The organism is Hoeflea sp., from assembly GCF_984452065.1.
On sequence record NZ_CFHWAF010000059.1, the window covers coordinates 1 to 17,901 of the forward strand.

The 17,901-nt window shown below is 60.5% G+C and carries 17 protein-coding genes and 1 pseudogene; 10 read left to right on the plus strand and 8 right to left on the minus strand.

All coding sequences use genetic code 11. The features are described 5' to 3' along the window. Window positions 1-122: 122 nt before the first annotated feature. On the plus strand, window positions 123-875 hold the full coding sequence (locus AC5E6N_RS12805) for an SDR family oxidoreductase (protein ID WP_491748177.1): 753 nt from the start codon (window positions 123-125) through the stop codon (window positions 873-875). A 41-nt stretch (window positions 876-916) separates the two neighbouring features. Continuing rightward, window positions 917-1,762 (plus strand): fumarylacetoacetate hydrolase family protein, encoded by an 846-nt coding sequence (locus AC5E6N_RS12810; RefSeq protein WP_491748178.1) that lies wholly within the window; start codon window positions 917-919, stop codon window positions 1,760-1,762. A gap of 12 nt (window positions 1,763-1,774) precedes the next feature. Here AC5E6N_RS12810 and AC5E6N_RS12815 read toward each other — a convergent pair whose 3' ends face one another. Beyond that, window positions 1,775-2,689 (minus strand): sugar kinase, encoded by a 915-nt coding sequence (locus AC5E6N_RS12815; RefSeq protein ID WP_491748179.1) that lies wholly within the window; start codon window positions 2,687-2,689, stop codon window positions 1,775-1,777. Between the two features lie 204 nt (window positions 2,690-2,893). Between AC5E6N_RS12815 and AC5E6N_RS12820 the strand changes: the two genes are divergently transcribed. Beyond that, window positions 2,894-4,093, plus strand: coding sequence for a M20 aminoacylase family protein (locus AC5E6N_RS12820; RefSeq protein WP_491748180.1), 1,200 nt, complete (start codon window positions 2,894-2,896; stop codon window positions 4,091-4,093). Here AC5E6N_RS12820 and AC5E6N_RS12825 read toward each other — a convergent pair. Further along, window positions 4,090-4,911, minus strand: a complete 822-nt coding sequence (locus AC5E6N_RS12825) for a glycosyltransferase family 4 protein (RefSeq protein ID WP_491748181.1) — start codon at window positions 4,909-4,911, stop codon at window positions 4,090-4,092. The two genes, AC5E6N_RS12820 and AC5E6N_RS12825, sit on opposite strands and share 4 nt — an antisense overlap. Before the next feature lie 355 nt (window positions 4,912-5,266). On the opposite strand from AC5E6N_RS12825, the gene AC5E6N_RS12830 reads away from it, so the two are divergent. The 4 genes from AC5E6N_RS12830 to AC5E6N_RS12845 all read left to right on the plus strand — a co-directional run bounded on the left by AC5E6N_RS12830 (window position 5,267) and on the right by AC5E6N_RS12845 (window position 9,840). Then, window positions 5,267-6,862 carry a glycosyltransferase gene (locus tag AC5E6N_RS12830; RefSeq protein WP_491748182.1) on the plus strand — a complete coding sequence of 532 codons (1,596 nt, stop codon included), beginning with the start codon at window positions 5,267-5,269 and terminating at the stop codon, window positions 6,860-6,862. After that, on the plus strand, window positions 6,859-7,647 hold the full coding sequence (locus AC5E6N_RS12835; protein WP_491748183.1) for a glycosyltransferase family 25 protein: 789 nt from the start codon (window positions 6,859-6,861) through the stop codon (window positions 7,645-7,647). Before AC5E6N_RS12830 ends, AC5E6N_RS12835 begins: the two co-directional genes overlap by 4 nt. 82 nt (window positions 7,648-7,729) lie before the next feature. Next, window positions 7,730-8,503: a 3D domain-containing protein gene (locus AC5E6N_RS12840; protein ID WP_491748184.1), complete on the plus strand. Its 774-nt coding sequence runs from the start codon at window positions 7,730-7,732 to the stop codon at window positions 8,501-8,503. Between the two features lie 179 nt (window positions 8,504-8,682). Next, entirely contained in the window at window positions 8,683-9,840 is a 1,158-nt protein-coding gene (locus AC5E6N_RS12845) for an alpha-hydroxy acid oxidase (RefSeq protein ID WP_491748185.1), read from the plus strand. Window positions 9,841-9,843: 3 nt separating this feature from the next. Here AC5E6N_RS12845 and fumC read toward each other — a convergent pair whose 3' ends face one another. After that, the gene (gene fumC, locus AC5E6N_RS12850) at window positions 9,844-11,247 is read right to left on the minus strand and encodes a class II fumarate hydratase (protein ID WP_491748186.1); all 1,404 of its coding nucleotides are present in this window, start codon (window positions 11,245-11,247) and stop codon (window positions 9,844-9,846) included. 174 nt (window positions 11,248-11,421) lie between these two features. Then, entirely contained in the window at window positions 11,422-11,724 is a 303-nt protein-coding gene (locus tag AC5E6N_RS12855; RefSeq protein ID WP_491748187.1) for a hypothetical protein, read from the minus strand. Between the two features lie 524 nt (window positions 11,725-12,248). Between AC5E6N_RS12855 and AC5E6N_RS12860 the strand changes: the two genes are divergently transcribed. Further along, the gene (locus AC5E6N_RS12860; RefSeq protein WP_491748188.1) at window positions 12,249-13,499 is read left to right on the plus strand and encodes an outer membrane protein; all 1,251 of its coding nucleotides are present in this window, start codon (window positions 12,249-12,251) and stop codon (window positions 13,497-13,499) included. 111 nt (window positions 13,500-13,610) lie between these two features. Here AC5E6N_RS12860 and bfr read toward each other — a convergent pair whose 3' ends face one another. Next, the gene (bfr, locus tag AC5E6N_RS12865) at window positions 13,611-14,096 is read right to left on the minus strand and encodes a bacterioferritin (RefSeq protein WP_491748189.1); all 486 of its coding nucleotides are present in this window, start codon (window positions 14,094-14,096) and stop codon (window positions 13,611-13,613) included. Continuing rightward, window positions 14,062-14,373: a (2Fe-2S)-binding protein gene (locus tag AC5E6N_RS12870; protein WP_491748202.1), complete on the minus strand. Its 312-nt coding sequence runs from the start codon at window positions 14,371-14,373 to the stop codon at window positions 14,062-14,064. Before AC5E6N_RS12870 ends, bfr begins: the two co-directional genes overlap by 35 nt. Window positions 14,374-14,794: 421 nt before the next feature. Between AC5E6N_RS12870 and AC5E6N_RS12875 the strand changes: the two are divergent. Next, window positions 14,795-15,097: pseudogene (locus AC5E6N_RS12875) on the plus strand (GntR family transcriptional regulator); the annotation flags it as partial. A gap of 7 nt (window positions 15,098-15,104) precedes the next feature. Here the strand turns inward: AC5E6N_RS12875 and hutC are convergent. Both hutC and AC5E6N_RS12885 read right to left on the minus strand, forming a co-directional pair. After that, window positions 15,105-15,818 (minus strand): histidine utilization transcriptional repressor HutC, encoded by a 714-nt coding sequence (gene hutC / locus AC5E6N_RS12880; protein WP_491748190.1) that lies wholly within the window; start codon window positions 15,816-15,818, stop codon window positions 15,105-15,107. Window positions 15,819-15,823: 5 nt separating this feature from the next. Continuing rightward, entirely contained in the window at window positions 15,824-17,197 is a 1,374-nt protein-coding gene (locus tag AC5E6N_RS12885) for a formimidoylglutamate deiminase (protein WP_491748191.1), read from the minus strand. 79 nt (window positions 17,198-17,276) lie between these two features. Between AC5E6N_RS12885 and AC5E6N_RS12890 the strand changes: the two genes are divergently transcribed. Continuing rightward, window positions 17,277-17,901: amidohydrolase family protein (locus AC5E6N_RS12890; protein WP_491748192.1), on the plus strand; the 625-nt coding region annotated here is incomplete at its 3' end.

The following is a 17,901-nucleotide window of genomic DNA, read 5'->3' on the forward strand; positions in this document are numbered from 1 at the left end:
CGCTGCGGCTTGTGTATTTTTCAAAGCCCTGTAGGATCGCGCCACACCACCGGCAAAGTCCGATCGGCTGACCGGCTCACCGCCGCAAAAATCATGAACACCGACTGTTTTGGAGAGATCATTTGACCACGACCGATCATGGTCGCCTTGCAGGAAAAAAAGCGCTGATAACCGCCACCGGTCAGGGCATTGGCCGGGCGGCAGCCGAGGCCTTCGCGCGCGAGGGCGCCTCCGTCGTCGCGACCGATATCAGCGAGGCGGCGCTACCCGAGCTTGACGCCGTCGAGGGCATTACCGCCCGGCGCCTCGATGTGATGGACGCGGCGGCGATAACGGGTGTTCTTGCCGACTTCGGCCCCTACGATATTCTGTTCAACTGCGCGGGTCATGTGCATTCCGGAACCATTCTGGACGCCACCGAAGAGGAATGGGACCTGGCATTCGATATCAATGCCAAGGCCATGTTCCGCCTGTGTCGCGGCGCCATTCCGGGGATGCTGGAAAGGGGCGGCGGGTCGATCATTAACATGTCCTCCGTTGCATCCTCCGTGAAAGGCGTGACGGACCGCTGCATCTACGGCGCGTCGAAGGCGGCGGTCATCGGGCTGACCAAATCGATCGCCGCCGATTTCATCACGCGGGGCATCCGCTGCAACGCGATCTGCCCGGCGACGGTCGACAGTCCGTCGCTGCATGAACGGTTGCGCGCCACCGGCAATTACGAGACGGCCTGGAAGGCCTTTGTCGCCCGCCAGCCCATGGGCCGGATCGGGACGGTGGATGAAATCGCGGCCCTCGCCGTTTATCTTGCAGGTGACGAAAGCGCGTTCACGACCGGACAGGCCCATATTATCGATGGCGGCTGGGTCATCTAGCAATTCCCTCCATTCAGACAACAAACAAGCAGGACGGTTCTATGAAATTACTTCGTTTTGGCGAACCCGGTCAGGAACGGCCCGGTATCCTTGATGCGCACGGCAATATCCGTGATCTTTCATCCGTGGTGCCCGACATCGCCGGTGATACGCTCAGCGACGCGAAACTGTCGGAGATCGCCGGCCAGAACCTGGAGCAATTGCCCCTGGTCGAAGGCGATCCGCGCATCGGGCCCTGTGTTGCCGGTGTCGGCAAGTTCCTTTGCATCGGCCTCAACTATTCCGACCATGCCGAAGAGGCCGGCATGGACGTGCCCGACGAGCCGGTGCTGTTCTTCAAGGCGACATCGGCGATCTGCGGTCCGAACGACAATGTTGAAATTCCCCGCGGTTCAGGGGCAACCGACTGGGAAGTCGAACTCGGCGTGGTCATCGGCAAGCACACAAAATATATCAGCAAGGATGAAGCGCTCGATCATGTCGCGGGTTACTGCGTCATCAACGATGTATCGGAGCGTGACTTCCAACTCAAACGCTCGGGTCAGTGGGTCAAGGGAAAGTCGGCCGATACGTTCGGCCCGATCGGCCCCTGGCTCGTCACCCGCGATGAGGTGCCGGACCCGCAGAACCTGCCCATGTATCTCGACGTCAACGGCAAACGCTTTCAATCGGGTTCAACCGAGACGATGGTCTTCGGCGTCGCCCATGTGGTGTCCTATCTGTCGCAGTTCATGAGCCTGCAGCCGGGCGACATCATCTCGACCGGCACGCCCCCGGGGGTCGGCATGGGGCAAAAACCCGATCCGGTCTATCTGAAACCCGGCGATGTGATTGAACTCGGTATCGAAAGCCTCGGCGTCCAGCGCCAGACGACGGTCGCCGGATAAGGCGGCGGGCGCTCAGGCCGGTTCGCGCGCTATGATCGCGCCGCGTACGCCGATGACACGCGACGCGCAGTCGTGACCGGCCTGCATGGCCTCGTCCAGCGGCCGCCCGGCTAGGAACGCCGCCAGGAAGGCGCCGTTGAAACTGTCGCCGGCGGCGGTCGTGTCGACCACCTTCGCTGCCGGGGCAAACCTGATTGCGGGGTCAGCCGCGGCATTGATGGGAACCGGCCCTTCAGCACCGCGTTTGAGCGCGCCCGCCACGATCCCGCTGGCGTTCAGCCGCGCCAGCGCGGCCTCTGGATCGGGATCGCCGAACAGCGCCATCTCGTCATCCACCGACGGCATGCCGATGTCGCACAGGGCCCAGGCCCGGCTGACCGAATCGCGGGCCGTGTCAGCGCTTTCCCACAGTCCGGGCCGGTAGTTGGAGTCGAAGGCGAAGAGCCCTCCCCGGCCGCGAAAATCCGCAATCCAATCCATCAGGGCCGCGCGCGTATCAGGCTGAAGGATAGCCAGCGTGATGGCGGACATGTAGACAATTTCGAAATCGTTGAGCGCGGAGAAATCAGGGCCGTTGATGCCTTGAAACAGCAATCGGGCGGCCGAGTTCTCGCGCCAGTAGGAAAACGACCGTTCGCCGCTCTTGTCGGTGCTGATGGCATAAAGTCCGGGCAGCCGTTCGTCATCCCGGGCCATCTGCGATGTGGAAACGCCCTCGTTCTCGATAAAGGCAATCATCCGGTCGGAAAAGCTGTCGCGGCCGACCCGCGAAACGAAGGCGACCTCGTGCGCCGCGCCGCCGGCGCGGGCGAGGTAAACCGCAGTGTTCAACGTGTCCCCTGCAAAGCCGATCTGTGCGGTTTCTCCGCCCGCATCCAATGAAAGCTCCACCATGGCCTCGCCAACGCATGCGATCCTTCGGGCCATGATGACTGTCTCCCCGGTAGCCGGCGCACAATCGCCGAGCGGCGCCGCACTGGATCGCAAAAACACGGTTCAGCGTCAAGGCACGGTGGCGGGGTTTGGGGCGTTAAGACCGGGCAAGCCGTTACGGCGCTTGCACTCGCTCTGCTGAAAGGGCAACAGTACACCCTGGAGGCGGCCAATGGCTGCATAGAACAGGACTGAACCATGCATCCGACAAACAACAGAATTGCCGATATCGTTCCGGCGGTGACGGAATGGCGGCGGTGGCTGCATCGCAATCCGGAACTGCTTTTCGATCTTCCCAAGACATCGGCCTATATCGCCGAAAGGCTGCGTGAGATCGGCGTGGACGACATCCACGAGAATGTCGCCCGGTCGGGTATAGTCGCGGTGATCAACGGCGCCGCCGACGGCCCCGTCATCGGCCTGAGGGCGGATATGGACGCCCTGCCGATGGACGAGATGTCCGACATCGAACATGCCTCCCAGACGCCCGGAAAAATGCATGCCTGCGGTCATGACGGACACAGCGCCATGTTGCTGGGCGCGGCGAAATATCTGGCCGAAACGCGCAACTTCGCCGGCAAGGCCATACTGATATTCCAGCCGGCGGAAGAAGGCGGCACCGGCGCGAAGGCGATGGTCGACACGGGGCTGTTCGACCGGCTGGGCATCGATGAGGTCTACGGCATGCACAATATGCCCAACCTGCCTGTCGGCCATTTCGGGTTCTGCGAGGGCCCGGCGCTGGCGGCCACCGATTTCTTCTATGTCGATATCGAGGGTGTCGGCGGGCACGCCTCCCGGCCGCACGGATGTGTCGATCCGCTGGTCGCCGCAAACGCGGTCTACAATGCTTTCCAGTCGATCATCACACGCAACGCCAATCCGATGAAAAACGGCCTGATTTCGATCACATCGATCCAGGCCGGAGACGCAAACAATGTCATTCCACAGACGGCGCATCTGAAGGGCACGGTCCGTAACCTGCATGAAGAAACCCGGGACATGATCGAGCGGCGTATGAACGAGATTGTCGAGGGGATCGCCAGGAGCCACGGCGCCGAGATCAAGCTGACCTATGACCGCTTGTGCCCGGTCACGATCAATCACAGCGACCAGACGGGCCATGCCGCCGACGCCGCCGAGAAGGTGGTCGGGCCGCAGAATATCGACCGGGAGCAGCCGGCCCGCCTGGGCGGCGAGGATTTTTCCTACATGCTGCAGGAAAAACCGGGCACCATCGTCTTTATCGGCAACGGCGACACCGCCGGCCTGCATCATCCGGAATATGATTTCAACGACGAGGCAATCCCCTACGGGATCGCCTTATGGGCAAAAATCGTGGAGGAAAGGCTGCCGCTCGACGACAAGGCGGCGACCCCGATCAAGAAGGCGAGCTAGCTGTGGAGCCTCAGCAGTTCGTCCACGACGGCTTTCAGATTTTCGGCAATCACCGCGGGTGTGTGACGCTCCTCCACCAACCGTCGTCCGCCGGTCGTGAGTTTGCGCGCCGCTTCAGGAACTGAGCGCAGGCGGCGCACAGCATCGGCATAGTCCGCCGGGTTTTCCGCGCGGAGCCAATGCACCCCCTCTTCCAGATCAAGACCTTCCACAGCCTTCCCGCTCGCTATGACCGGTTTTGCGCAGGCAAGCGCCTCCAACACCTTGATGCGCGAGCCGCCGCCGCTGCGCAGCGGCACGATCACCGCGTCGCACCGATCGTACAGCGGCTTGAGGTCTTCCGGATCGGCATGGAGCCGTGTCCGGGCATCTCCCCTCGCCCAGCCGACAAGCCGGCGCTTCGGGCTGCGGCCCGCGATCGTCAACCGCAGGTCGGGAAACTCCGACCGCAGGCGGGGCCAGATCTCCCGCATCAGGAACCGGACTGCCTCCACGTTGGGCGGATAACTGAGGTGACCGACAAAGAGCAGGTTTGTGACCGGCCGGCTTGCGGCATTCGCGGGCAAGACACGCTCCTCAAGCGCCCACGGGGGAACCGGGTTCGGCACGAGCGCAGGCCTTGGCCGATGAGGTGCAAGCATCGCCAGGCGGTCCGCATCCCTGCGCGATACCGCCAATACCCTGTCACTGAACTCCAGAGCCCGCCTGTCGGCCTCAACGACACGCCGGTGCCGGCGACCGTACCGCAGCCGGGCGAGCGACGACCTCCAGCCCTCTTCACGATCAGTGTTGCTTTCCCACCACAACGCGCTTTCCACATTGTGGCAATCCAGCACAATCTTCGGTCGAATAAAATCCCTGGAACCGAACACCCCTTCAATAAACGGGAGCAAACAAACACCTTCGATCAATAACAAGTCAGGCGATGTTCTTCTGATATACTTGACGAAATCTTGAACGCATGCTTCTTCTGGCGACAAGAGAGTGGGGGCGCTCTTTTGAAACCGGATGCGTTGGCCAGGGTCATCAAAATCACTCGGCGAAACGACCTCAAGTCCGGCAAAGGAACGCAGCGCCCGCGCGATAGCGTCATTCCTGATTTCAGCACCCGAGACGGGCGCATGAAACGGGTCTGCTACGAGTTGAACGAGTTTAGGTGATCGGGCCTGCTGCATGATTCCCAGGATAATTCACCAAACGTGGCGCGATGAAAACATCCCCGATGAATTCTGGGGGCTGGTCGACAGCTGGAAAACGCTGCATCCCGACTGGACATACCGGCTGTGGACCGATGCCGATCTCGACGCCATGGTCGCGGACCACTTCCCGCATTTCCTCAAGCAGTTTCGAAACTACGAAAACCCGGTTCAAAGGGCCGATGCCGGGCGCTACCTGCTGCTTTACCTGCACGGCGGGGTCTACAGCGATCTCGATACGCGATGCAATGCCCGGTTCGATATGCTCACGCATGAGGACAGGATCGTCCTGTCCCACGAGCCGGTCGAGCACCTCGATGCCCACAGCCATGTGCGGCAGCTGGACCACATGCTGTTCAATGGCACCATCGTCAGTCCGAAGGGGCATCCTTTCTGGATGGACGTGCTGGAGGCGATGATACGCAGCCGCCACTCGCGCGACGTGATGGATTCCACCGGACCGATCCTGCTGACGTCCTGTGCCGAGCAGTTCGGCGAGCCGGAGCAACTGTGCATCAACTCCAGCCATCTGTTCAATCCGCAGACCAAGGACCGCGTCGAGACCATTGCCGAGCGCTTCGGCGATTATGGCGATGACACCCTTTCGACCCATTACTGGTTCGGCACCTGGTACCGGGACTGGTACGAAACACCGTTCCGCAAGGCTAAAAAGGCGGTGCGCCGATTGCGGTATCATCTGACGCGCGGCCCGCATCTTGCGGTTGCCGACGCCCGCGACCGGGTTGATCATGCCGCGCTGCACAAGCCGCTGAACGGGTCGTGCGAAGCGGAGGCCCCGACAGTTTGCTGCCTTATCCCGGTTCGCGACGCGGAACCCTTTCTCGATCAATGCGCCCGGCTCCTGTGCGATCTCGACTATCCCAAGGACAAGATCAGCATCGTGTTCTGCGAGGGCGACAGTGTCGACGGAAGCTGGTCCAGGCTACAGGATCTGTGCGCCCGGCTGAGCAGCCGGTTTGCATCCGTCAAGGTGCTCAAGAAGGACATCGCATCCGACTTCCAGCGCTCCGAACGCTGGAAACCGAAGCTGCAGAAGAACCGGCGGAGCGCCCTCGCTCGGGTGCGCAACCATCTCATCGACGAAGGTCTGGACGAAAAGACCGAATGGGTGTTGTGGATCGATGCCGATGTGGAGTCCTATCCACCCGACATCCTTCGCACGCTGCTGCGTGAAAACGCCAAGATCGTCGCCCCCAATTGTGTGCTTGAGCCGGGCGGGGTGACCTATGACCTCAACAGTTTCACGGTGACGGATCAGCGGCGCGACAGCGGCTATTATAAATATGTCCGGAACGGCCTTTACATGCCGCCCGCGAACTCGCCGCGGAGGCTGCATTTCAACGAGCTGCGCAGTTCGCGGCGTGTCGAGCTCTTCGGCGTCGGCGGCACGATGCTGCTGGTCCACGCAAGCGTCCACAGGGCAGGCATTCGCTTTCCCGAGGTGCCGTACCGCGACCTGCTTGAGACGGAAGGCTTCGGATACTGGGCCCGCGACTGCGGCATTATCCCGATCGGACTTCCCAATGTGGAAATCAGGCACGTGCGCTCATGACGGGGCAAGGCCAGACACTGCCGGCATTCGTGCTGACCTTCGATGGAGCCGGTCACACACGGCGCGATTCCGTCGTCCGCCAGATGCAGCGATTTGACGGAAGCATCGACTGGCGGTTTGTTCGCGGCTACGGTTCCGGCGATGCGGAACTCGTCAGCCAGTATGACGCCGCGCTCAACAGACGGTATTCGAAGCGTCCCCTCGGCCGGGGCGAAATGGCGGCCTATGCCGGGCACCGCCGGATGATGAAACGGTTTCTGGAAACCGGGCGGGCCTACGGTCTGTTTGTCGAAGACGATTTCGGCTGGCGCGGAACGACAGCGCAATGGCACCATCTGTTCGGCAATATCGACACGGTCATGACGGGCAAGGACATGCTCAAGCTCTTCGATTTCGGTCCGCCCAAATCGGGTCATGTCGAGCGCATGGAATACGGTCCGATCGAGGCGGTAAAACCGCTTAGCGTCGGCGCGGGCGTCGTTGGATATGTGCTGAGCCGGCAAGGCGCGGCAAAAATGCTCTCGCGCCCAAGGTTCTTTCGGCAGATCGACGAGGACATCAAATATTACTGGGAGCTCGGGCTGGAGATCTGGGCCGTTCGCCCCGAGATGATCGCCGAGATCAGCGCCAGCCTCGGAGGCAGCTACCTGGAGAGCGAGCGGGCGCTGATCAAGCAGCGTCATCGCAACTTGGCGACCTCGGTGAAGGGCAACCTGCTCGCGCTGAGAAAAATGGCTCTCAACCGCTATCACCGTTCGAACGGAAAAACCGGTCCGCGTCCATGACGGTTTTCCGGCAACGGTGCCGGTTTATGGCGGATGGCGGGCAGACACTGTATCTTTGAAACGACGATCAGCGGGGTTCGCGATGCCTTTCAGATCAGCAGGAAGAATTCTTGCACTGCTTGTCGGTCTGGCTCCGGGCCCGATTTGGGCGGCAGACGGCCCGCTGACTTTTTCATATGATCCGCCGCAGGATCTTTCCAAACACCGCGAAATCGAGCTGTGGGGGACTTTCTACCATACCAGGATCGCAAAGGATCTGCCGGACGGGCACGACCTGCTCGATCAACACGACAAGCCGATCGGCCCGAAGCTGGGGCGCAAGGACTGGTGCAAGGCGGCGCTCGAAGGCGCGGCGGTCATTGCCATGGAAGGCGGCACAAAGATTATCGTCAATGTGCGCGATGCCGACGGTCCCGCCCAGGTGGATTGCGGGCCGCTCTACCCGCACCTCAATGCCCGGGCACGCAACGGCATGCGCCATACGCGGTTCTTCAAGATCACGTCGCCGAAAGTCAAATATGGCTACGGGATCGACGACATGCCGCTCGCGGCCTTTCGCACCATCGCGGTGGACCGGCATCAGTATCCCATCCGCTACCGCACCCTGGTTTTCATCCCCAAACTCAAAGGACGCGAACTGAGGCTCGCAGACGGCACCGCCATCACCCATGACGGCTATGTCTTTGCCGCAGATACCGGCAGCGGCGTGCACGGACATCACATCGACTTCTATACCGGCTTTGTCAGCACAAACCCGTTTCCGGACCTTGCCGGCGGAGAGCGCCATCGGTTCAAGGCCTATCTCGTCGAGGACGAGGCGATCCGCAAGCAGATGCTTGAACTGCACTCCAAATAGCAGACGATCCCGGGGATGCGGCCAGCAATGCCGCAAACTGGTAAGAAAAACTATCCACATGCGCAATTCCGGCTTGTTTCCAAGGGGATGATCACTAGAATGACCGCGCATATCCCGTCACAACCCCTTCTGATCGATGACCGATTTCTGCCGGACGGGATCACATGTGGAGCTTTGCGATGGCGCCTTTACTTGAAATTGCCGATCTTAAGAAATGCGCCAGACGCCGGGTACCGAAGATGTTTTTCGACTACGCCGATTCAGGATCGTGGACGGAAAGCACCTATCAGGCGAATGAAGGCGACTTCGACGCCATAACGCTGCGCCAGAGGGTGGCGGTCGATATGACCAACCGCTCGCTCGCAACGACGATGATCGGGCAAGAGGTTGCGATGCCGCTCGCCCTGTCGCCCGTCGGCCTTTGCGGCATGCAGTGGGCGGATGGGGAAATACTGGCCGCGCAGGTGGCCGAGGAATTCGGTGTGCCGTTTACGCTCTCAACGATGAGCATCTGCTCCATCGAGGACGTGGCCGAGAACACGACAAAGCCGTTCTGGTTCCAGCTCTATGTCATGCGGGACCGGGAGTTTGTCGGCAGTCTGATCGACCGCGCCAAGGCAGCGAAATGCTCCGCCCTCGTCGTGACCCTCGATCTGCAGATCCTGGGGCAGCGCCACAAGGATTTGCGCAACGGGCTGTCGGCGCCGCCGAAATTCACACCCAAGCATATCTGGCAGATCGGCACGTGCCCGTCCTGGTGCCTTGCCATGGCGCGGACCAAACGTCGCACCTTCCGCAATATTATCGGCCACGCCAAGGGCGTCGGCAACCTCTCCTCGCTCAGTTCCTGGACGGCCGAACAGTTCGACCCGGCCTTGTCCTGGTCCGATGTCGAATGGATCAAGGAACGCTGGGGCGGCTCGCTTATCCTGAAAGGCATTCTTGATGTCGAAGACGCGAAAACGGCCGCGAAGACGGGCGCCGACGCCATCATCGTGTCGAACCATGGCGGCCGGCAGCTTGACGGCGCCCCCTCCTCCATCCGGTCGTTGCCGGCCATCGCGGACGCCGTCGCGGACCAGATAGAAATCCACGTCGACGGCGGCATACGCTCCGGCCAGGACATTCTCAAGGCGCTTTGCCTCGGCGCAAAGGGCACCTATGTCGGCCGCCCCTATCTCTATGGTCTCGGAACGGCGGGCAAGGCCGGTGTCGAGAAGATGTTCGAAATCCTCAGGAACGAGCTCGACGTGACCATGGCGCTCTGCGGCGAGAGGGACGTGAACGCCCTCGGCCGACAGAACCTGCACGCCGCCTTCGGTGAGACCTTCAGCTGATCGCTATTTCGGCCCGATCATCTCTTCGGGCCGCACCGTCTCGTCGAATTCCTCCGCCGTGACAAAGCCGAGACGCAGCGCTTCTTCGCGCAATGTCGTGCCGTTCTTGTGCGCCTCCTTGGCGATCTTCGTCGCCTTGTCGTAGCCGATTTTCGGCGCCAGGGCCGTCACCAGCATCAACGACCGTTCCATCAGATGTTTGATATGGTCCTCATTGGCCGTGATCCCGACAACGCAGCGATCGGCAAAGCTGCGGGCCGCATCCGACAGCAACTGGACCGACTGCAGCAGATTATAGGCAAGCAGCGGCTTGTAGACATTGAGCTCGAACTGCCCCTGGCTGCCGGCGATCGTCACGGAGGTCTGATTCCCCATCACCTGCACGCACACCATGGTCAGGGCCTCGCACTGGGTCGGATTGACCTTGCCGGGCATGATCGAGGAGCCGGGCTCGTTTTCCGGCAGCGACAATTCGCCGAGCCCCGAGCGGGGGCCGGAACCGAGATAACGGATGTCGTTGGCGATCTTGAAGAGCGACGCGGCAATGGTGTTGAGCGCGCCATGGGCAAAGACGAATGCGTCATGGGTCGCCAGCGCCTCGAACTTGTTGGGCGCCGTCTCGAACGGCAGGCCGGTCAGTTCGGCGACGGCGGCCGCGAACTTCACGTCGAAACCCTTGGCGGAATTCAAACCGGTGCCGACGGCGGTTCCGCCCTGGGCGAGATGGTAGAGCCCGTCCAGCGCCGGCGACAGGCGTTCGATCGAATTCGAGACCTGAGCCACATAGCCGGAGAATTCCTGACCCAGCGTCAACGGCGTTGCGTCCTGCGTGTGGGTCCTGCCGATCTTGACGATCTGCGCGAAGGCCTTCGATTTGTCCTCGAGCGCGGTGCACAGATGGCCAAGGGCCGGGATCAGCGTGGCATTGATTTCACGGGCGGCGGCGATGTGCATCGCGGTGGGGAATGTGTCATTGGAGGACTGACCCATATTGACGTGATCGTTCGGATGGACCGGATCCTTGCTGCCGATTGTGCCGCCGAGGACCTCGATGGCGCGGTTTGAAATGACCTCGTTCGCATTCATGTTGGACTGGGTGCCCGAACCGGTCTGCCAGACGACCAGCGGAAAATGGTCGTCGAACTTGCCTTCGGAAACCTCCTGTGCCGCCTTGATGATCGCATCGGCGCGTTCCTTGTCCAGCGTGCCGAGATCGAGATTCGCCCGCGCGGCGGCCTGTTTGACGATACCGAGTGCGGAAACAAGCGGTCCGGGCATGGTCTCGCCGCCTATCGGGAAATTGATCAGCGAGCGCGCCGTCTGCGCGCCGTAATATTTCTCAGCCGGCACTTCGAGCTCGCCGAAGGAATCGGATTCCACACGGGTTGCGTTTTTCTTTCCTGCCATGAGTACACCTTTACCGCAGATTTCGACCGCTGCGTTTATCAGCCACACGACCGCCGCAATCAAGTTCCGTCAGTGCAGGAGGCGTCCGGGCCGCAGACGAAGAATTCGCGGTCGACAATCTCGTTGGAAAATCCGGACATGGCGCCGACATCAAGACCGAGCGCGCGGCGATCATCAGATAGGCTCCCTGGAGGGTTGCGTTCCGGAAGGCCGTTTCCTCGGCTTGCCCTCGAAATGCGGGCGGCGGTCCTCGTGGGGGAACAGGAACGGCAGTTCCCGCCAGAACTCCAGATGATGGGCGATGATCACCGTGACCGGAGCCGTTGCCATTTTCGCCACACCGGACAGGATCAGCCGGATTTCATCCTCGCCAAGCTGCGTCAGGCGCTGGCGCAATTGCCGCACATGGTCCTGAGCCTGCATGCGCCTCCTTTCCAGATGCTCGCCCGTCGGCGCGTCTTGCGGCTCCTCGATCATGCGGCCGCTGCTCGACAAATAGCAACGTGACTGGCCCCGGCGCGGTAGAGATTTCACGAAAGATGCAACGGGCCGGTCGCCTTCGCCCATATGGCGGCTGGCCGCCTCACTCTCAATCTTCCAAATAGGGGCCTGCGCAATCCGCCAGGCCGACTGTAGCCCGGCCTCAGTGGCCGACTCAGAATCATCTATTATTGGTTTTTTCTCCAATAACTTTCAGCTCTCCGCTGATTATTTTCCCTCGAAACACGCAATATCAAAAACATCAAAGCCATTTAATTCATATATAAAATATCATCCCTTCCCAATAATTAATGTGTTAAATTTTCTTGATTCCTCATTATGAATCAATATGATCTCTTGGATTTAAAATGTAGAAACAGCTAAAAATATTTATTTATATTAATATATACATCCAAACTATATTCCTATTTTTGTTGCGAAATTACAACAAACTCGCCTTCTCCCCCAGCAACAATTGAGATAACGTCTCTCTACAAATTATCATGTTGGGGTAGCTAAAAATGAGATATGTAATCTCAGGGATTTCAGGCGTATTTCTTTTGACCACACCGGCCATGACAGCCGATGTCGTCATTGCAGAACAGCCGTCAATCATCTCGGGGGAATCGATCTACGACTGGAGCGGTTTTTACGTCGGGGCCGGGGGCGGCTACGGCGCTGTCGTTCACGAACTCGGAATTCCGGGTGCGGGCGCGACATTCAACGGCATCGGTGGCGAAGGCCTCTTTGGCGAGATCACCGCCGGTTACGACTTCCAGTTCAGCAACGGGTTTGTCGCCGGGCTGGCGGTGTCCGGCCGCTATGGCAACATCGGAACGTCGCTGGATGTCTTCATTCTCAATGCGGACCTGGACGCGGAGTACGGTTTCGACATCATCGGCCGTCTCGGATACACGGTCGCGCCGAACACCCTCGCCTATGTGCTGGGCGGCTATACCTGGCAGCATTTCGATCTCAGCACCAATTTCGGCCTCGGGACGGACTGGAACGATGGCGGTTATGTGCTCGGGCTCGGTATGGAGCATGTTCTGACCGGCAAGTGGACGCTGAAGTCGGAATACCGCTACGCCAAATACAACAGCCAGAGTTTCTTCGGTGGCGGGCTGACCGTCGATCCGTCGACCCATACCTTCCACACGGCCGTCAACTACCGCTTCAACGGCGGACCTTCAGCCACCACGGCCTCACCGGTCAACTATGACTGGACAGGCATCAAGGTCGGCCTTGCAGCCGGCGGCGGCGCCATCGTCCACGATGTCGGTATCCTTGGAACCTTCATTGATTTTGACGGGATCGGCTCGGAGGGCTTTCTTGGAGATATCAATGTCGGCTACGACCACGAAATCGGCAACGGCTACCTGATCGGCGGCGTGCTGGCCGCGCGCATCTCCAATATTGAGGTCGATTTGACGGCGCCGGGTTTCTCCGCGGACGTGCAGGCGGAGTACGGCTTCGATGCCCTTCTGCGCTTCGGCAAGCTGTTCAATTCACGGACGCTTGCCTATGTGATCGGCGGCTATACCTATGAGCACTTCGATCTCAGCACCTCGGTGGGTCTCGGAACCGACTGGAATCTCAACGGCTATACGGTGGGCGGCGGCATGGAAGTCGCGTTTACCGACCGCATCACCGGTTACACCGAATATCGCTTCTCCCATTTCGAATCCGAGGATTTCGGCACGGGCGGACTTCTGTCGCTGACACCGTCCAGCCACACGGTTCGCGTGGGTGCAAAGTTCAAGCTTTACTGACTGGATGACCAATCGTCATCCAACTCCAGGGCCGGCGGCGTAACCGCCGGCCTTCCTTGTTCCGGGCCTGATCACTTTTGATTGGAGCATGCAAGCCTGCCGTATGGCGCGTTACTCTGCTTCGCCGGCGGAACCGGCATTGAGCTGGCCGTATTTTTCCTCGCCGATCGTGTTGAGCAGTTCGAGCTGCGTTTCAAGAAAATCGATATGGCCTTCTTCGTCAGCCGTCAGTTCCTCAAACAGGCCCATGCTGACGTAATCGCCCTCTTCGCGGCAGATTTCGCGTGATTTGGTGTAGGCGGCGCGGGCGTCATATTCGCCGGCAAGATCGGCCTCAAGCACTTCCTTGACATTCTGCCCGATGCGCAGCGGTGCGACGGTCTGCAGATTAGGATGGCCCTCCAGGAAGATGATGCGCTCGACCAGGCGGTCGGCATGGTTCATCTCCTCGATGGCTTCTTCCCTCTCCTTCTTGGCGAGCTTTGTGTAGCCCCAGTCTTCCAAAAGGCGGTAATGCAGCCAGTATTGGTTTACCGCGCCCAGTTCGAGAAACAGCGCCTCGTTAAGCCGCTCGATTACCTTTTTGCTGCCTTTCATGAAGATCTCCCGCGTAGTGATTGCGCAACTCTAGAAGTTTCGCGCGGTAGGAGATCATATCACTGGCGGGCGAGTCAAAGCGGACATGATAGGCATCACAGGTGCGAATGATGATATCCACCACATTCGGAAAACAGCGGCAGCATTTGCCGCGTTTTTCCATGGCATGATAGACCTTCGCCGGCACGATCAGCTGCCAGCGCTCCTCGTCGAGCATCTCCACGATGACACGTTCGATCTCGGCTTCGGTAATGATATTGCAATGACAAGCGATCATTTCGACCAACCATGCTGTGCCCGTCATGGACACGTTTGCCTCATGTGCGACTATTGGATCACAAATGCTTGCCGCACCGCAAAAAGTCAACCCGTTCACTCCAAATTTATCAACAAAAACAGTTATTTAGAATTATTCTAAATCAAAACCCGCGACCCGGGTTCTGCTCTGATCGTCCTAAATATCTGCATCCCTTTGTGATTTTCGCTCCAGGTCTTCCGAAACGCTGCCTTGCGGCCATGACGTCCTGAATCCGCGACCGTGCCGACGGACAGGCTGACGCGGCTTCGCTTTCGGGGAATATTGCCTTGTTTGTCCCGTTGGCCTTTGATATGGGCCCTGGAACAGGGAACCGGCGCAAAGAAGCTGCGGCCTGGCGGAGTTATCCGACGCCGTAGCGACCTGTCATACTGGAAGTCATTTGACCAACGGAAAACAACAACTCTATCGCGATCTTAAAAGGCGCATTCTGACACTTGAACTTGAACCGGGCGCGGATCTCGATGAAACGCAGTTGAGTCAGGAATACGGCATCTCGCGCACACCGCTGCGGGATGTCTTCCGCGATCTTGCGGGCGAGGGCTACCTGTCCATCGAAAGCAATCGCGGAGCAAGCGTGTCGCCGCTGTCGCACACAACGCTGCGCGACTTTTTCCTCGCGGCGCCGATGATCTATGCGGCCACGGCAAGGCTCGCGGCGCGCAATGCCACAGAGCCTCAGATCGGGCTCTCTAATCTAACACGCCATCACCAAACCGGTCCCGGGTCACCAACCGGAAACTGTCGGCGGGATGCACAAGGCGGACATGGGTGACCACCTCGCCGGCAAGCCATGTGGTGCGCTCGATGAGAAACACCGGACTGCCCCGCGGCAGATCGAGCAGTTCCCCCTCACCCGCCGACGGCAGCGCGGCGCGGAAAACATGCTCGGCGCTGGTATAGGGCACCTCCCTGAGGAGCCATTCATTGGGGCTGACAGCCTCGAAGGTCTCGCCGCGGGCTGCCGGCACCACCTGAAGGTCGATCCACCGGTCCTCGATCTGGTAAGGCACGCCGTCCGCGAAGTGCAGGCTGACGACATGCAGCGCCCTGACCTTGCCCGTCAGTCCCATTTCCGCGCGCACCTTCTGCGGCGGTACGGCTTCCTCGCGGCTGATCAGCAGATATTTATAGCGTCCGCCGCGCTGTTCTATTTCGTCGCGCACAAGGTGGATTTCGAACACCGCATTGCGCGACTGCCGTTTGACGACACGCGTGCCCGCCTTTCGGCGCCGTTCCACCAGCCCGGTTTCGGCAAGCGCCCGCATCGCCCTGTTGACGGTGACCCGCGTGCAGCCGAATTCGCGCGCCAGATCCGCCTCGGCCGGCACCAACGCGCCGGGCGGCCACTCGCCGCCGGTTATGCGTTCGAGAAGAATGTTCTGAATGTCCTTGTAGGAGCGCATGGCGATCAGATCCGGTCCCGCAAATCCGCCATTGTGCGTCGGTAGCGCCGTTCAATCGGCTCACGATCGATGTGGCGGCCGTTTTGCACGCAGTGCCGGCCGGCCGACCAGACATCGGTGACGACCCGGTCATCGGCGGCGAAGATCCACCCGTCAAGCAGTTGATGCCTGCCAAGACCGCACAGCGCCGTATGGGTGGCGTCAATCGCAATCATGTCCGCCAGCCGGCCCTTCTCCAAGGCCCCGGCATTGCGGGCGAGCGCTCTCGCGCCGCCCTGCGCGGCATTGAGGTAAAGCGTTTCGCCGGTCGATCCACCGGGGCCGGCAAGCACGTTGCGTGCCCGGTGCACGAGACGCTGACTGTATTCGAGCTGACGCAGTTCCTCCGACAGCGAAATGCGGATGTTGGAATCGGACCCGACGCCGAACCGCCCGCCTTGCGCCAGATATTGCCGCGCACGAAACGTGCCGTCGCCGAGATTGGCCTCCGTTACCGGACACAGACCCGCAACCGCACCGGCCCTCGCCGCACCATCGGTCTCATCCTCAGTCATATGCGTCGCGTGGATCAGGCACCAGCGATCGCCGACATCGACGTTTTCAAGCAGCCAGGCCACCGGTCGCGCACCGAGCCAGGCTTCGATCTCCGCGACTTCCCTTTCCTGCTCGGCAATATGGATGTGAACGGGACAGCGGGCGTGCCGCGCCGCGATTTCTTTCAATGTATCCGGATCGCAGGCGCGCAACGAATGCGGGGCAATGCCGAGGCCGCAATCACCCGCGAGTTCGGAGAGCGCGCGCGACGCCGACTCCAGGAGGGTTTCGAACCGGTGCGGGTCGCATCCGAAGCGCAATTGCCCGCCCTCCAGCGGTTTCCTGCCGGCTCCGCCGTGGCTGTAGAGAACAGGCAGGTGCGTCAGACCGATGCCGGTCGCGGCGGCCGCTGCGAAGATGCGCCCGGACATCTCCGCCGGATCGTCATAAGCCCCGCCCCCGGGACGGTGGTGAAGATAGTGAAACTCTCCGACAGACGCATAACCCGCCTCAAGCATCTCGACATAGGCAAAGGTTGCAACGGCTTCGACATCCTCCGGCGTCAGCACATCGAGAAACCGGTACATGAGCGAACGCCAGTTCCAGAAATCATCGCCATCGGATGAGCGGTATTCGCTCATTCCAGCCATGGCGCGCTGGAATGCGTGGCTGTGCAGATTGGCAACCGCCGGCAGCAGTACCCGGTTGCCGAGGTCCAGGTCTCCGGGCCGCCTGACTGCGTTCTTCTCGATTGCGGCAATGCGTCCAGCGGCATCGACCTCGATGCGGACAGCATCGACCCAGCCTTCCGGAAGCAAGCCACCTGCGGCAAAAACCGCGGTCATGAATCAGTCTTATTCGTTGACATAAAACTATTATGAATATACATAATAAGGATTGCAAGCGAAAGCGGATTTGACCGCAATGACCGGCTTTGTCCTGACCAATGCAACGATTTCGACCATGGTCGAAGGCCAGTCCGCCTTCGGCCTGATCGACGATGCCGCAGTCGCCGTGAAGGACGGGCTGATCTCATGGGTGGGCAAGGCAAGAGGCCTTCCGGCCCCCTACCGCGCACTGCATACGGGCGATCTGGAGGGGCGTGTCGTCACACCGGCACTCATCGACTGCCACACCCATCTTGTTTTCGGCGGTGATCGCGCACAGGAATTTGAGATGCGTCTCGAGGGCGCGTCCTATGAGGAGATCGCGCGGGCCGGAGGCGGTATCAACTCGACCGTGACCGCGACACGCGCAGCGGACGAGCAGACTTTGGTCGCCGCAGCGCTCGGGCGCGTCGATCACCTGATCGCCGAGGGCGTCGGGACCGTCGAGATCAAATCGGGCTACGGCCTCGATATCGAGACGGAACTGCGGATGTTGAGGGCCGCGCGCGCCATCGCCAATCAACGGGATGTAAGGGTGCGCACCAGCTTCCTCGGAGCCCATGCCGTCCCGCCCGAGTACAAGGACAGGCCGGATGCCTATATTGACGAAGTCTGCATCCCTGCCCTGTCTGCGGCCCATGAACAGGGACTGGCGGACGCGG